This is a genomic window from Paenibacillus sp. FSL E2-8871 (assembly GCF_038000345.1).
GTDB lineage: Bacteria > Bacillota > Bacilli > Paenibacillales > Paenibacillaceae > Paenibacillus_AQ.
In genome coordinates, this window is the sequence record NZ_JBBOBV010000001.1 from 2973669 (window position 1) to 2989339 (window position 15671).

General features: G+C 43.1%; 14 protein-coding genes. 3 read left to right on the forward strand and 11 right to left on the reverse strand.

Annotated features, from left to right (window positions below):
* Positions 1-69: 69 nt before the first annotated feature.
* The 9 genes from bshC to NYE25_RS13670 all read right to left on the reverse strand — a co-directional run bounded on the left by bshC (position 70) and on the right by NYE25_RS13670 (position 10006).
* Positions 70-1701, reverse strand: coding sequence for a bacillithiol biosynthesis cysteine-adding enzyme BshC (gene bshC / locus NYE25_RS13630; protein WP_076284767.1), 1632 nt, complete (start codon positions 1699-1701; stop codon positions 70-72).
* Positions 1702-1932: 231 nt separating this feature from the next.
* The gene (locus NYE25_RS13635; RefSeq protein WP_042190873.1) at positions 1933-2853 is read right to left on the reverse strand and encodes an ABC transporter ATP-binding protein; all 921 of its coding nucleotides are present in this window, start codon (positions 2851-2853) and stop codon (positions 1933-1935) included.
* Positions 2850-3845: an ABC transporter ATP-binding protein gene (locus NYE25_RS13640; protein WP_042190876.1), complete on the reverse strand. Its 996-nt coding sequence runs from the start codon at positions 3843-3845 to the stop codon at positions 2850-2852. Before NYE25_RS13640 ends, NYE25_RS13635 begins: the two co-directional genes overlap by 4 nt.
* A gap of 11 nt (positions 3846-3856) precedes the next feature.
* Positions 3857-4771, reverse strand: a complete 915-nt coding sequence (locus NYE25_RS13645) for an ABC transporter permease (RefSeq protein WP_042194363.1) — start codon at positions 4769-4771, stop codon at positions 3857-3859.
* A gap of 33 nt (positions 4772-4804) precedes the next feature.
* Positions 4805-5737, reverse strand: coding sequence for an ABC transporter permease (locus NYE25_RS13650; RefSeq protein WP_076284768.1), 933 nt, complete (start codon positions 5735-5737; stop codon positions 4805-4807).
* Between the two features lie 222 nt (positions 5738-5959).
* The gene (locus tag NYE25_RS13655) at positions 5960-7669 is read right to left on the reverse strand and encodes a peptide ABC transporter substrate-binding protein (protein ID WP_076284769.1); all 1710 of its coding nucleotides are present in this window, start codon (positions 7667-7669) and stop codon (positions 5960-5962) included.
* Positions 7670-7820: 151 nt separating this feature from the next.
* The gene (locus tag NYE25_RS13660; protein ID WP_042190883.1) at positions 7821-8207 is read right to left on the reverse strand and encodes a DUF3397 domain-containing protein; all 387 of its coding nucleotides are present in this window, start codon (positions 8205-8207) and stop codon (positions 7821-7823) included.
* 27 nt (positions 8208-8234) lie between these two features.
* Positions 8235-9191: a ketopantoate reductase family protein gene (locus NYE25_RS13665; protein WP_341146119.1), complete on the reverse strand. Its 957-nt coding sequence runs from the start codon at positions 9189-9191 to the stop codon at positions 8235-8237.
* Between the two features lie 164 nt (positions 9192-9355).
* On the reverse strand, positions 9356-10006 hold the full coding sequence (locus NYE25_RS13670) for an RsfA family transcriptional regulator (RefSeq protein WP_042130271.1): 651 nt from the start codon (positions 10004-10006) through the stop codon (positions 9356-9358).
* Between the two features lie 345 nt (positions 10007-10351).
* Between NYE25_RS13670 and NYE25_RS13675 the strand changes: the two genes are divergently transcribed.
* Together NYE25_RS13675 and NYE25_RS13680 are read left to right on the forward strand one after the other, a co-directional pair.
* The gene (locus NYE25_RS13675) at positions 10352-10588 is read left to right on the forward strand and encodes a DUF2626 family protein (protein WP_042130273.1); all 237 of its coding nucleotides are present in this window, start codon (positions 10352-10354) and stop codon (positions 10586-10588) included.
* Positions 10589-10915: 327 nt separating this feature from the next.
* On the forward strand, positions 10916-12043 hold the full coding sequence (locus tag NYE25_RS13680; RefSeq protein ID WP_256716314.1) for a coiled-coil domain-containing protein: 1128 nt from the start codon (positions 10916-10918) through the stop codon (positions 12041-12043).
* Here the strand turns inward: NYE25_RS13680 and NYE25_RS13685 are convergent.
* The gene (locus NYE25_RS13685; protein WP_076299657.1) at positions 12035-13261 is read right to left on the reverse strand and encodes an extracellular solute-binding protein; all 1227 of its coding nucleotides are present in this window, start codon (positions 13259-13261) and stop codon (positions 12035-12037) included. The two genes, NYE25_RS13680 and NYE25_RS13685, sit on opposite strands and share 9 nt — an antisense overlap.
* A 390-nt stretch (positions 13262-13651) precedes the next feature.
* The gene (locus NYE25_RS13690; RefSeq protein WP_042190890.1) at positions 13652-14983 is read right to left on the reverse strand and encodes a PhoH family protein; all 1332 of its coding nucleotides are present in this window, start codon (positions 14981-14983) and stop codon (positions 13652-13654) included.
* A gap of 105 nt (positions 14984-15088) precedes the next feature.
* Here NYE25_RS13690 and NYE25_RS13695 point away from each other — a divergent pair, with 105 nt between their 5' ends.
* Complete coding sequence (locus NYE25_RS13695) at positions 15089-15664, forward strand: YhcN/YlaJ family sporulation lipoprotein (protein ID WP_076299658.1); 576 nt, start codon at positions 15089-15091, stop codon at positions 15662-15664.
* Positions 15665-15671: the final 7 nt, after the last annotated feature.

The following is a 15671-nucleotide window of genomic DNA, read 5'->3' on the forward strand; positions in this document are numbered from 1 at the left end:
AAACTCGCTTCGTAAGCATAATCCAAGTTTTGTGAGCGTTACTTCCTTGTTTTATGGAGCAATACTTCTCTACATATAAATGATACGATGCGTCCCACTATAATCCGGTTCAATAGCCATCAGCTCATCTAACCATGGAAGTCCGTAGCGGTTCAAGTAATACATGATATTGTACACTCTTTCTTGCAGTTTACCCAGTGGCATTAACGACAGCTCGATTCGCTCCCATTGACGGATTGCAGCTTCATTCTGTTTTGCCATTGCATCTTGGGCTTTCGCTTGTAAAAAAGTGATCTGATCTAAAATCTTATCTTTATTGTTATTCCCTAGTTTTAGCAGACCTGCCTGAATGGTTCCAAGCTGCTCAATCAGTGGTTCGTACATGGCGGAGAAAGTAGCTTTAGTTTCTTCGAAACGTTGTTCAATCCCCAGCTCATCCTGTGCAGCCAACCACTCATGTCTTTTACGATCTAGTCCCTGTCTTACGTCCTCAAAGCTTAGTTGATATTTATCCATATGCTTATGAAGCGTACCTTCCACCACTGTGAAAGACATTCGCGGGATGATCAGGGGCATTTGTCCCCCAATGATCTCAAACGCACGATGCGGAATGGCCCAATAAGCAATCTCACCTTGACCTAGCACCGTTGCTAGAACCGGCAACACATAATCCTGCATAAGCGGACGTGTCAGCACGTTGTTACTGAATAGTTCCGGATGAACCTTCACTTCCTCCAGTAGTTCATCCCGGGTGAACGATACCTGGCCCTTGCGATCGGCAAAAACGCCATCTTTCTTATGAAGCAATAATCGTACACCTTCATGTATATAAAAGAGGTTGGCATTGCCTGCCGTAACGTCAGCTTGAAGCTCATACCCAGCGTTCACGATATCAGAAGCAGAATTCATGTACGCTGTTTCCAGTGCATCATTCTGCATAATTAGCGAAGTAAAGAAAGGCTCTTCTAACTTACGAAGGTTAGGATCAGCAGAATCGAGCAGGATCAGACCAAATTTACCAAATAAAGAACCCATCAGCTTGGCAAAAGCATCCGTCATACTATCTGCTCTAAACGAAGAAGATCGAATAAATTCCATAATTTGCGGTTTAAAGTCACTATCTTGAAGTAGCGCATCCAGCTGTTCCACTACTTGCTGCCAGCTTTCATCTTCTACACGAATATTACTCACCGAGGATCGTTTCTCCTCTGATTTCTCTATCTTAATCTTTGTAATCTCTTGCGTACGATTCAATACATACGTATGATTCACTTCATCCCAGTCATGATCCTCTCCTGCAATCCAGAATAATGGGACTACAGGCCGACCGAGCTGTTCTGCTGCTTCTTTTGCCGCCATAATGGTTGTCATTGCTTTATATACTACAAGTAGTGGTCCTGTAAATAATCCGCTTTGCTGTCCGCCAGTAACCACTAACGTTCCCGGCTGTTCTAAAAGTGCCAGTGAAGACATCACCGCATCATGTGAATTATGCTTTTCATTATATTGCCGTAGACATGCAGCAACTTGTGTCCGGTCTGCACGGAGACCATCACTACGATCCAGCCATTCTGCCCGAATGCTTCGACTCTCTTTGCTTCGGAAATCCCCACCATACAAATGACTAACCTTCTCAAAATTTTCTATATAGTCGCGCGCGAGTGCAGATCCACCCGGGAGCGGTTCCTTAACAATATTCATTTGCTAGTGCCTCCAGTTCTACTGAGCAGTTATATGTAAATCCAAGTTCGTAAACTCTATATGATTGTATCCAAAGTCAGGGGCCGCGTCAAAAGAATTACATACCTGCAAAAAAGCAATGCAAGAGCAGCCGTTTTATTTTCTTATCCATTAAAATGATTATTAAATATCCCCACTACATACAAGAGGCGAGAGCATAACGCTCCCGCCTGTCTAATACTCGCTATAGATTTAAGCAAATTTTTTGCTTACCCAGTGTCCTTTGGATACTTCTACTAATTCAAAGTCACTATCATTGCTCTTTTCGTTAGCAGAATAAATAGGACTACCAAGCTCATCATGCAAGTGAATACGTTTCTTGTTCACTTCAATTTCCGGATCCGGAATTGGAATAGCTGACAAGAGAGATTTGGTATAAGGGTGGATAGGATTTGCATAAAGCTCTTCACTTTCCGCCAATTCTACCATTTTACCCAAATACATAACTGCTACGCGATCACTGATATGTTTAACCATGGACAGATCATGCGCGATGAAAAGATAAGTCAATCCCAGACGATCTTGCAATTCTTTAAGCAAGTTTACGACCTGAGCCTGAATGGATACGTCAAGCGCGGAAATCGGCTCATCACAAACGATGAACTTAGGATTTACCGCTAACGAACGGGCAATCCCAATACGTTGGCGTTGTCCACCAGAGAATTCATGCGGATAACGAGTAGCGTGATCATGGTTAAGACCAACCATATCGAGCAGCTCTTCGATCCGTTTTTTACGTTCTGCACGACTGCCAGCCATTCCGTGAATGTCCAGTGCCTCGCCGATGATATCAGAAACCGTAAAACGCGGGTTAAGTGATGCGTACGGATCTTGGAAAATCATCTGCATGTCACGGCGCATTGCTTTCATTTTGTTAGAAGGCAATTTATAAATGTCTGTACCATTATATTTCACACTTCCGGCAGTTGGCTCATACAAGCGAAGAATTGTACGTCCAGCAGTAGTCTTACCACAACCGGATTCCCCTACCATTCCAAGCGTCTCGCCCTCACGGATGGAGAAGTTAATATTATCAACAGCCTTAAGAACCTTGCCTTGACCTACATTAAAATATTTCTTAAGACCTTCTACCTCTATTAGGTTCTTACTCAAGAGTACTGCACCTCCTTGGCCATCGAATGCAGATTCCAGCAACGCGCCATATGCGTTTCGCTGAATTCTGTGGCGCCGGGATCGATTTGTTCGCAAACATGCATTGCTTCATTGCAACGCGCGGTGAACGGACAGCCGATCGGCGGCTTGATCAGATCTGGCGGTGTGCCGATGATCGGAATGAGCGGCTCGCCCTTCTTTTGGTCCAGACGCGGCATCGAGCGCAGCAGACCTTTGGTATATGGATGCTGTGGATTCTTAAAGATTTCCCATCTTGTTCCGGTCTCCACAACTTCACCTGCATACATTACAATAACCCGATCACACATACCGGCAACGACGCCAAGATCATGGGTAATCAAAATGATGGAGGTACCTAGTTTTTGCTGCATCTCTCTCATAACTTCCATGATCTGCGCCTGAATGGTTACGTCAAGAGCCGTTGTAGGCTCGTCCGCTATGAGTAAAGCCGGACGGCAGGCTAGCGCGATTGCAATCATTACACGCTGGCGCATACCGCCTGAAAACTCGTGGGGATATTGGTTAAAGCGAGCCTCAGCATTTGTGATGCCAACTAATTTGAGCATCTCAATACCTTGCTTTTTCGCTTCGGCCGCTGACATTTTCTGATGTTTAATCAAAACTTCAGTGATCTGTTTGCCCACTTTGATGGTTGGGTTCAAAGAAGTCATCGGGTCTTGAAAAATCATGCCAATATCTTTACCGCGAATGGATTCCATTTCTTTCATGCTTTTGTCTAGCAGATTTTGTCCTTGGAAAATAATTTCTCCCTTTTTCACTTTAGAGGGTGGGGAAGGGATCAACCGCATAATCGATTGTGCAGTTACACTCTTACCGCTGCCGGACTCGCCGACGATGGCAACCGTTTCACCTTTGCCAATTTCAAAATTCATACCACGGACAGCTTGCACTTCTCCGCCTTTAACAAAAAACGAAACATGCAAATCTTTGACTTGTAAAATAGGTTCCATCCATAACCCTCCTATTTTTTCAGCTTAGGATCAAGCGCGTCACGAAGACCATCACCGAAAATGTTGAAAGAAAGCATGGTTAAACTGATCAGAATGGCAGGGAACAGGAAGCGCCATGGATAGTACAACCAACCGGTGAGTGAATCGTTAATCATAGATCCAAGTGAAGCGATAGGAGCTTGTACACCAAGACCCAAGAAGCTTAGGAAAGCCTCAGCAAAAATTGCATTTGGTACAGAAAGTGTAATCGTTACAATAATCGGACCCACTGCGTTCGGCAGAAGGTGTTTGAACAACAGTCTCGCAGAACCTGCACCCATGGAACGAGAAGCCAATACGAACTCGCGATTCTTAAGCTGCATAATTTCACCGCGTACAATCCACGACATCGTAATCCAACCCGTGATGGTTAAGGCCAGGATGATGGTACCAAGACTTGGTTCAAGCACAACCAAAAGCAAAATTACAACAAGCAGATAAGGAATGGAGTACAAAATTTCAGAGAATTTGTTCATGATATTATCTACACGGCCGCCGAAGAAGCCCATAATACCTCCATAGATAACACCGATAAACAAGTCGATGGCTGCCGCAGCTAGACCAACGATCAAGGAGATCCGTGCGCCGTACCAAGTACGAACGAAAATATCACGTCCAAGATCATCCGTTCCAAACCAGTGATCGGAGGAAGGGGGCTTATTGGTATTCATCAAGTCATTGGAGTAATAGTTATATTTCGAGAATAAAGGAGCGATAATCGCTGCAAGCACGATCAAGCCTAGAATCCCAAGCGCGGTCATCGCCATTTTGTTTTGACGCAACCGTTGCCAAGAATCTTTCCAGGCAGAGAGACTCTCCCGCTGAATTACCTCGGCTTCTTTTTCATCTACACCGACTTTTTGAAAGTCTTCCGGTTTTAGATTCATGTTCTTTAACAAGTTATTATCAGATGCCACTCTTTAGCCCTCCTTTCCTCCACTTAATTTCATACGTGGGTCAATCAATACATAAGCAATATCAGTAATGAAACGGGCCACCATGAGTAGTACACCATAGAAAATGGTTATCCCCATAATAACGGTATAGTCACGGACACCAATCGCTTCCACGAACTGTTTACCAATACCCCCAACACCAAAGATCTGCTCGATAACAACCGAACCAGTTACGATGTTAGCTGTCATAGGACCCATGTAAGTAACAACTGGCAGGATACCATTACGAAGTACATGGCGGCTCAGAATTGCCATCCAGCTTAATCCCTTAGCCTTAGCCGTTTTGATATAATCCGCATTCAGAACTTCAAGCATACTTGAACGGGTCAACCGAGCTATAAATGCTATTGGTTGCGCCGAGAGCGCTGCTACAGGTAGGAAATAATAGATTGGCCCTTTAAAACCTGAAACCGGTACCCAACCCAATTTGAAAGCGAACACATACTGTAATAATGACGCGACTACAAAGCTCGGAACCGCAATCCCCAGAACTGCCAACACCATCGCGGCGCTGTCAAGAAACTTTCTGTGATAGAGTGCCGCTAACATGCCGAGAAGAACCCCAACAATAACCGCCACAACAATTGCGACGAGTCCCAGCTTCAGCGACGCTGAAAAGGTTTGACCGATCAAATGTGATACATCTTGATTCAGGCGTTTCATGGATACACCCAGATCACCTTGGACAATATCACCTAAATACTTAAAATACTGATGAGAGAGCGGCTTGTCCAGACCATATTGCTCCATCAAACGCGCTTTAATTTCTGGCGGTACTTTTTTCTCAGAAGTAAACGGATCCCCTGGAATAGCTTTCATCAAGAAAAAAGTTGCTGAAATCAGTACAAATAATGAAACCAACATATAGAAGAATTTATTTGCGACATAACGAACCATCCCCATCACACCTCCTCCGACAAATTTTTTGAGAGCATTATATTGATTTTATGAAAAAAACGGATTTTTGTCCATTTTCTAAATATGTTATAAATAACAATAAATAACAAATAGACGGAAATACAAAAAAAAGGGATATATATGGAGTTCCACATATATATCCCGAAGTATTGTGTTACTTCAGTCAACTAACTATTCTGTTTAAATTACATGAGCTAAATCTTAGTGCTCAAGCAAGTATCCACGAGTCAAGTCAATTGCACCACTGAAGTCAAGAGTAACACCTTTGAGGTACTCTTTAGTCAGGGAGTTGTTAGTGTAGTAGTACAAAGGAATCAAAACTTGATCTTGCTCGATGAGCAATTTCTCAGCTGCAGCAAACTTGTCTTGACGTACTTTCAAGTCAGTACTTGCTTTAGCTTCGCTGATCAATTTGTCATACTCAGGGTTAGCGTAACCAGTATCATTGTTACCGCCACCTGTTACCCACATATCAAGGAAAGTCATTGGATCATTGTAATCCGCAGTCCAACCAGCACGTGCAACTTGGTAGTTCAGGTTTTGACGGTTTTCAATAAATACAGCCCACTCTTGGTTAACGGTTTGTACGTCGATACCAAGATTGTTTTTCCACATATCAGCAATCGCCAAAGCGATTTTCTTGTGACCTTCACTTGTGTTGTAAGTCAAAGAGAATGTAGGCAGTTTATCCATACCTTCTTCTTTCAGACCTTCAGCAAGCAAAGTTTTAGCTTGTTCTAGATCTTCAGTGAAGTAGTTATCTTTAACTGCTGTACGGTATTCACCATCAGCACCAGCGATACCCGGAGGTACATAACCGAATGCTGGGAATTGTCCACCTTGTACTACATTGTCAATCAAAGCTTGACGGTTAATGGACATTGCAAGAGCTTTACGGATTTTAGCGTTTGTGAAAGGTTTTTCAGTGATATTGAATTCGTAGTAGTATACGGAAGCAATACCTTTACGGCTGAATTCTTTTGGAAGTTCTTTTTGCACGATTGGAATTTGTTCTGATGGAATTTCACCAGTTGGTCCACCGGCACGATCGTATTCACCATTCTTGTAGCTGAGTAGTTCAGTTGCACCGCTGTTTACAAGGGAGAAGTCGATTTTGCTAAGTTTAATGGCATCTTTATCCCAATATTTATCATTTTTAGATACAACAAGCGTTTGTCCAGTAGTCCACTCAGTAAGAGTGAAAGCACCGTTAACGATCATACTGTCTTTACTTGTTGCCCATTTAGCATTACCCTCAGTGGATTTGTGAATTGGGTAATAAGTATAGAAGGAAAGCAATCCAAGGAAGTATGGAGTTGGGGCTTCAAGAGTAACTTCTAGAGTTTTCTCATCAACCGCTTTGACACCAACTTGACTGAAATCTGTAATTTCTTTGTTGTAATACTTTTGAGCGTTTTTGATGTAGTACAATTGATAAGCGTAAGGCGCTGCAGATGCAGCAGCAGGATCGAGCACGCGTTTCCAAGCGCGAACGAAGTCTTCTGTTGTTACAGGATCGCCGTTGCTCCATTGTGAATCACGGAGTTTGAAAGTATATACCAGACCGTCAGCAGAAATGTCCCAGCTTTCAGCAACACCTGGTTCAGCTTGACCAGATTCATCATTCATGCGAGTCAAACCTTCATACATAGTCTTCAGGACTGTGTTAGCTTGGCTATCTTGTGCCAATCCTGGATCAAATGTCGGAGGCTCAGAGCTTAGGTTGATTCTCAATGTTTGGTCCGCAGCCAATTTCTCTTCTGTAGCCGCATTACCAGTTGCCGTGTTACCAGTGTTACCAGCGTTACCTTTATTGCCGCTGTTCGCGTTGTTTCCGCCGCAGCCAGCAAGCACTGTGCCGATAACAAGTACTAATGCAAGCATTAGCAATAGACTTTTACTCTTCTTCATCTAGCAGTTCCCCCTAAATAGAATGTGGTATATGGTTTATGATTATACAACCAGTGGTCAAAAAAATCTAGTGGTATGTTTTCAGAAAATTCTTTTTTTATTAAAACTTTAAACTTTTGTGACGTTGCCGCTTCACCGGAGCAGTGGAACATTACATCGCTTGTGATATGTACTTAATTAGCCCTACAAACATAAATAATAAATATCCGACGCTCATAAAAAAGAAGGAAAGTCTCCAAACTGCCCGAAATAACCGCTTCCCATCTACTTTTCCTTTCAGTCGATTCTGAGCGCCTCCAATCAATCCAGTGGATATTAATACAATAAGTAGTATAAGATAAAACCCAAAACCGTTATTAAACAAGTTGTTAAATAATGCGGAGACCGATAATAATAAAAAAAATGTAGTCACGTCCATAGCGAGCATAAAAGTTTTCTTTTTATCTTTTTTTAAGCCTCTTCCAATGAAATAAACAATTAAAAACGGTATTATTGGAATCAAACTTAAAGTACCGACCGAATTCATCAGCAATCCCATAGCTTCACCTCTCCTCCGAGATCATACCTATATTCCCTCAACTAATTGGCAGATCAAGCGATGTAAAGGAACCAATGTTCCAGTGCGTTCTGCCATTTCTACAAGACTTCCATTGATCCAATGAATTTCTGTGCTTCTTGAAGCTAGAACATCTGCCAGCATGGACGAAGTATTGCCAGCCGTTGTCCTGCACACTTTAAGGATGTTATCCCACGCATCATGATCATAAGTAATTCCGCAGGCATCATATACCATAGTAGCTTCTCTAAAAAGTTCTCTCATTAACTGCAGGCGCTCTTCTGAAGCAAGCAGTTCACCATTTGGAATACGCCAAATCGCTGTGAGCGGATTAATAACGGCATTGATTAGGAGCTTCCGGTAAATCATGGTATCCACTTCATTCGACAAAAAGGCTGAGAATCCTGCCATAATGAGAACTTCTATTAAATAATTCACTTGTAAATCAGTATGTATACTATGGGCTTGTCCATTCTTTAAGCTCCATTTCCCTATCCATACCTCCCCCGCACCTGCATGAATGACCTCAGTTAAAGACTTTCGCTTCGCAGCTTCTGTTGTTACGGCAGCATATAAATTTGCTTTCGGCAGCAAGTTACTGAGCATCTCCATATGTCCAATGCCATTTTGAAAACAAATGATGTGTACCTGTTGTTCCCTAAGAGGGGCTAGAAATTCAGGTAAAACATTATGTAGTATGTCCTGTTTAACCGTTACTATGATCCAATCACTGGGCTCACGGAGATAGGCATCTGCAAATCCCTCTATTGGTGCGGACACAAATCGATCCCCCGAAATCGAAATTGGATCGCGCCCATCCTCATAGCTCACAGTTAAGCCCTCATCTTTTAATTTCCGGTACTGCTCTACCCCTCGACACCACAATCTCACTTCATTCCCGGACTGGGTCAGCCTCCCTGCCAAAAGCAGCCCAAGTGAACCCGCACCGATTATATCGATTTTCATCTGATCCTCCTGTTGATCTCAAGCGCAATTTTTCTAAGTATAGCCTTAATATACCAAGAAGAACCGCCGTTGTCGTCCTCCATAAATGACAATACAAAACCAAAACGCCCGCAAATGGCGCTAATAAAGCGAACCACTTACGGGTGTTTTAGTTTGCCTATCTTTTATTCAATACGTTCTAAATTTCCGTTCCCATCCATTTTGAAACGAGTCTTCATTTCTTCTTCTTCTTCGTTTAAGAAAGCTAGCCTACGCGCACGATCCATAATCTGAATTAAAGCTTTGTAATCATCATTGACTACCCGGTAGTCACTTTGAGCAAGATTAACCTCTTTTGACAACCGCTCATTCTCAGATCTTAATTCTGTTAATTCATCTTCCTTCTCGCGCAAATCTCTCTCCAGCATTTTCAGCTGGCGTCCTGCCTCCTGGATCGTACCTTTCCATTGTCTCAGGAAACGTATAACCGCATCAATGGATAATGTGTTTTCACTTAATCCTTCGCCTCGTCCGAATTCCTCATCGGTATCCCCGAGAATCAGACCCGCTACCTGCGCTCCTCTTACCGACGGTTGCTTTTTCAGGTAACTTCTCTTTTGACGTTGGCCTTTAGCGATTCCAATTGCACCTTCATAGCTTTTTCGAACACAGCTGTTCCAGCGGAATCCGCAAGCAGCCGACGTTCTGCCGATTTTCTCACCCACTTCTTCAAAAGCAGCAAGTTGTGTACTGCCCTCCCGAATGTGGCGCAAGGTTACTTCTGCCAGTATTAGATCATCTTCTGCACTCCAAGCATCCTGTCTAACGGCTGTCATCCAACCAAACCTCCTAACAACATCTTGAAATAACCATCTCCATAACCGACAGCTCTGCCGGGTAGTGAATAGGGATAAAAGCTGCTTACTCCATTTCTATGCTTCTCATAGAGTTCATAGAATCTATTTGATACTAAATTGTATTTCCATTATCTGCCCACATCATACGCTTTAAGTAATAAATTCTCTTTTTTCAAGCACTAATCACTTCAGTCAATTATAAAAATCACATTTTTTCAAGATTAGTGTATTTTTTTCAATGAATTCGTTTACACATTTTTACTGAACGGGTATAATAAGTCGAAGGAATATTCGTGAGATACATACTGGAAGGGGGACTCTCTCTTGGACCGCATGTTTCGGGTATTAGGTTTTTTTACATTGGCTATTGGATTGATGGCTTTCGCCGGAGGTCTGACAGAAATGGCCTTGCTTTTCTTTTTGCAAACCGCTTTTTTCGTAATTCTCGGTTATTTGAAGTTTACTGAAAAAACTTATGTCCTACTTTTCTGGGCATACATGATTTTGACTTTCACCGGTTTCAGCTATTGGACGATCTTTCAAATGGGTCTTCCACTATAAATTGCAGTGCTCTCTTGAAGCGGATGAGGTCCTTATCTAATAAGGATCACTTCCGTTTTTTTGTTTATCAGTTAATATATTATATATGAGGTCCCTCAAATACCTGTGTACGCATTGAAGGATAGCCTCACTTTGTGGGGATTTTTTGTATGTATGCTATTTTAGAAGGGTTAAACATATTATTAGTACATACATATATCCATTCAGGAAGAACCGGTTTTGCCGTCTTTTACAGACAGTTTCCGTTTCTACGAGAAATAGAAGGATGATTTATGGAGTGAAACAGATAAATTTTTATCTTAAATTTCAAAAAAAGGTGGTGGTGTGGTGCGCTCCCGCAATGCCCAAAGCCGCATGATGGCAACCATACTAATTCTCTTCTGCTGTACATTGTTTCCGTTACAATCTACGATGTACCTGTCTGCCGATCCTAGCGGTTCTTTTTTCAATTCCTCTATACCAGATAATGAAGAAACCCGTAAACTTCTGGAGCAGACCTTATCTTCCGCAGAAATCGAACGGGAGATCATCAAGATTACAGCTGAACAAAAAGCGCTTGAAGAAAAGGTAGATTACCTAGAAGAGCAAGCTATCCAGAAAAAATCTGCCATCGCAAACCAACAAGAGCGTGCAGGCGCGGTCCTTCGTTCTTATTATATGGGGGATAGAGACGGTCTCTTGACCGCATTTCTATCCGCGAAGAGCATTAGCAGATTTCTGGCACTATTTGATTATTATGAAATTATTATCGGAAATGACCGCAACATTCTCACACAATACGAGGACCAATATAAGAATCTAAAGAAGACCCTCCAGACTGCACAGCGCAGCTCGAAGGATCTTGCACAGCTGCGAACCGCTCTGGAGGAACAGAAAATTCGGGTAGCCGCGCTCAATAAAGAAATTGAAGGCGGGATTAAAGACAGTAGTGATCCTGATAATATGAGCGCTCTACTTCAAGAATTCACATTATATTGGGAGAATATTGGTTTGCGCGAGGTAAAGACCTACTTCAAAGCATTGTCTTCCGCAATGAATAAATTACCGCAGTTTGTCCAGAATCGAGAGGGAGTTCTTACTCGTAAGGGGATGACTTATGTTCTGAATCTGAAGGAAGAGGATTTAAACGAATTCCTTCAGTCCCAGAATAAGCTATTTAACGATTTCGCATTTCATTTTAATGACGGAACGATTACTGCCACAGGAAAAAGTGGAGCTTTAGCCCTTTCATTAACCGGTCACTACATCATACAGGAAGAACCCATCAACGGACTTATATTCCAAGTAGATCATGTTGTATTTAATGGTCTCGAATTACCTGATACCACTAGAAGAACACTTGAGGAGGAATTTGATTTAGGCTTTTACCCTGGAAAAATCGTTTCTTTCCTCCGCGCCACAGAAGTAGATAGTAAAGAAGGCGTCCTCCAAGTTAAACTTTCTATCTCATTCTAAGCCTTCCTTGATGAAATCTTTGTACCCGGCCGCATCCATTTTTCCTGTAAGCAGTAAGGATACTGCTTCAACAATCTTACTCCAGCCGCCTTGGAATTCGACCTCCAGGGCGGTTTCTTCTGTCAGTAATAATTCGACTCCAAAAGGAAGCCTATATTTGAAATCATGCTCTGAACGATATAGGACATCCAGCGCAGGCAGGCTTCCCGTGTTCTCCAGCCAATCCATTTGAGAATCCTCAGAAGTGATAAACGTCAGCCAATTCACGGCTTCCTTTGGATTTGGGGATTGAGCTGGAAGTGCAAAGGAACGGCTGTAATAAGATTCAAGTCCTCTCCCGTTACTTGCGGTCAGTGGTGCTTCAGCAACTAAAGACGAATTCCCATGTTTTTTCCACTCAGATAGCGGTAGAGCTGCAACAGCAACGCTTCCGCTCTGAATCATATCCCAAACATCTTTGTTATATCGACTGGTAAGGTAAAAATAACTGCGAGCATTCTGAGTCCAATTTATCACTTCTTGGTTATCCGATAGCAAGCTGCTGTTCATACTCTCCATAACAGCGGACAATCCATATGGATTACGTGTATCCATTGCGAGCAAATATTTTCCTTGCTCTTTAAGCACATTTTGAAGCAATGTGTTCCACTGTTCCAGACTTCTTGGTAAGGTAGTGAATCCCAGTTCCGCAAGACGCTGTGGTGAATAAACAAGTACATAAGGGTCGATATCCAGCGGCACTCCCCAATTATATCCGTTCCATTGCATCCATGGGATTAACTGAGTTAACGGTGCAGTTCCCGGAATGCTCTGATACACATCCACCGGCAATAAATATCCACGTGTAGCCCAGTCGAGAATACTTCGTCCATCCGCCATAACGATATCCGGGCTATCCCCGATGGTTAGATCACGCTTCAAAACTTCGTCTGCATCCTCGCTATCAATATTTCTTAATATTACCTTTACTCCACTTTCTAAAGTATAACGATTGCTTAAAAGCTCCAGTTCATTGAATTCCTCACTATTTAACGATACTGTTATGCGCAGGCTATCTATAGTTCCCTCTTCCCCTGAAGAGGGGTTTGTCGACTGACTTTGTGGTTTTTTCATAGGATGTGGGTCGTTATTGGTACTCAATTCCATACTGGGTGACAAGCTTGTCAGCGATAGTAGTAAAATTGCAAAAAGCAGCCAATAATTTTTGCGTTTCAGCACAATTCCCCACCTTCCCCATGATTCGTCACCCCTATTTTACCAAACCCTCCGCTGCTTGTCTTTAGAATGTGAAAACGTTCTCTTTCTATTATATAGGGGAAACGACGGAGGAGTTTATTCGTGCATAATTCTTTGGTGTGCGAAGGGCGCTCCGTGTGCGGATTATTCTTCCGATCGCTGTTGTCCCCAGATTTATTGATTATATATCTTATCGGTATAAATCTGAAGACAAAGGCGAGCGCTGTCGCTTCTCCAGAACAATTCCTCTCCCTCCGCTAATCGCTCTCCATTTATGTATCATAGCCTACTAAATTCCTCCGCCGTTTCTGGGCGGGCAGGAAAAAGCCGGGAGTTATGCTTCTCCCGGCTGAGATTGAAGATAGGAATAGGTTAGAGAAGATCCGCTGCCAATTGGGCTAGGCGGGAACGCTCGCCTTTTTCCAAAGTAATATGTCCGCTAATCCCTTGCTGCTTAAACTTCTCAACAATATAACTAAGTCCGTTACTCGCAGCATCCAGATACGGATGATCGATTTGCTCCGGATCACCCATAAGAATCACTTTACTTCCTTCACCCGCTCTGGAGACGATTGTCTTCACCTCATGACGGGAAAGGTTCTGAGCTTCATCAATAATAATGAACTGCGCAGGGATTGAACGGCCACGAATATAAGTTAAGGCTTCTACCTGTATGCTGCCTAAGCCCATTAAGATTTTATCGATATCGCCAGCTTTTTTGGTGTCGAACAGAAACTCAAGATTATCATAAATAGGCTGCATCCAGGGTCTGAGCTTCTCATCCTTCTCTCCGGGTAAATAACCAATGTCTTTACCCATAGGAACTACTGGACGAGCAATAAGCAGTTTTTTGTATTTATGCTCATCTTCAACTTTGAATAGTCCGGCAGCAAGCGCCAATAATGTCTTCCCTGTACCAGCCTTACCCGTAATGGTTACAAGCGGGATTTCATCATTGAGAAGCAGCTCCAATGCCATTCGTTGCTGAGCATTTCGGGCGCTGATCCCCCAAACTGAATCATTGCCCAGATAAAGCGGCTCCAGACGGGTCGCATCACTATTCACTTTGAGAAGAGCTGATTTGCCCGTGCCTATCTCATCCTTGAGGATCACAAATTCATGAGGGTACAACGGATACGACAACCCGAGCTGTTTAACCGTTAAAGAGCGGTGACTGTAATATTCATCAATCAATGCCGGATGTACCTGCAGAGATTGGTAACCAGTGTAAAGTTCATTTAAATCTCCAGTGCGATCTGACAAGTAATCCTCTGGCGTAATTCCTAGCACATCCGCTTTAATACGGACCAGCACATCCTTACTCACAAGCACTACGGGACGCGGATCAGGCTTCTCTTTCTCTTCGATTAAATAGTTGAGAGCTACAGCCAAAATCCGATTGTCGTTAGATACCTCACCAAACATTTCCTGTACCTTCACAAAACTGCGATGGTTAAGTTCTACCTTCAGCTTGCCTCCATGCTCCAGCTCCACACCACTATGCAAATGACCTAGCTCACGAAGTCCATCGAGCAATCGGGAAACCGTGCGGGCATTTCGACCGATTTCGTCAGCGTTGCGCTTTTTGGAGTCGATTTCTTCCAGCACAACCGCCGGAATAACCACCTCATGCTCCTTGAAAGAGAAAATCGAATTGGGGTCGTGCAAAAGCACGTTGGTATCTAGCACAAATATCTTGTTCATATTATCCCCTCCACAGCGCCTGGTTTGATTGATCATACATAACTCTTTCCGCCAAGGGAAAAGATAAGGTACAGAAACGATCTTGGCTGAAAGGAGTAATCACATATGAGAAAATCAATGTGTCTGTTGCTGGTACTGCTGCTATTGACAAGCTGCGGTATCGCTAATAAAAAGACATCACCCTCTCCTCAGAATAAACAATCTGCGAATGCTGTAAAGGGTACGGGAAACCATGAGGTTCGGCAATTGGCCAACGATGATGCAACTAATCCTAAGGCCACCTCAAAAGCTGGTCACACCGTCAGTGTTAAGGGCGAAAGTGAAATTGCACTTAAGGACCATTTTGAACAGTTGGCCAAAAGAGTTCCTGGTGTGAATGGTGCACACTGTGTAGTCATGAACAAGGTAGCCATTGTAGGTCTTGACGTAGAAGGTTCTCTAGACCGATCACGTGTTGGAAGCATTAAATATTCTGTAGCGGAAGCTATCCGCAAAGACCCGAGAAGTGTACGTGCACTTGTCACTGCCGATATGGATCTCTCCAGCCGCTTAGCGGACATGAGCCGTCATATCTCGCAGGGACATCCAATTTCCGGATTCTCATCCGAACTGGCTGATATCATCGGTCGAATCATGCCGCAGCTGCCAGAAGATACTAAGCCGATTAAAAATGCACAGTAGAGGACAA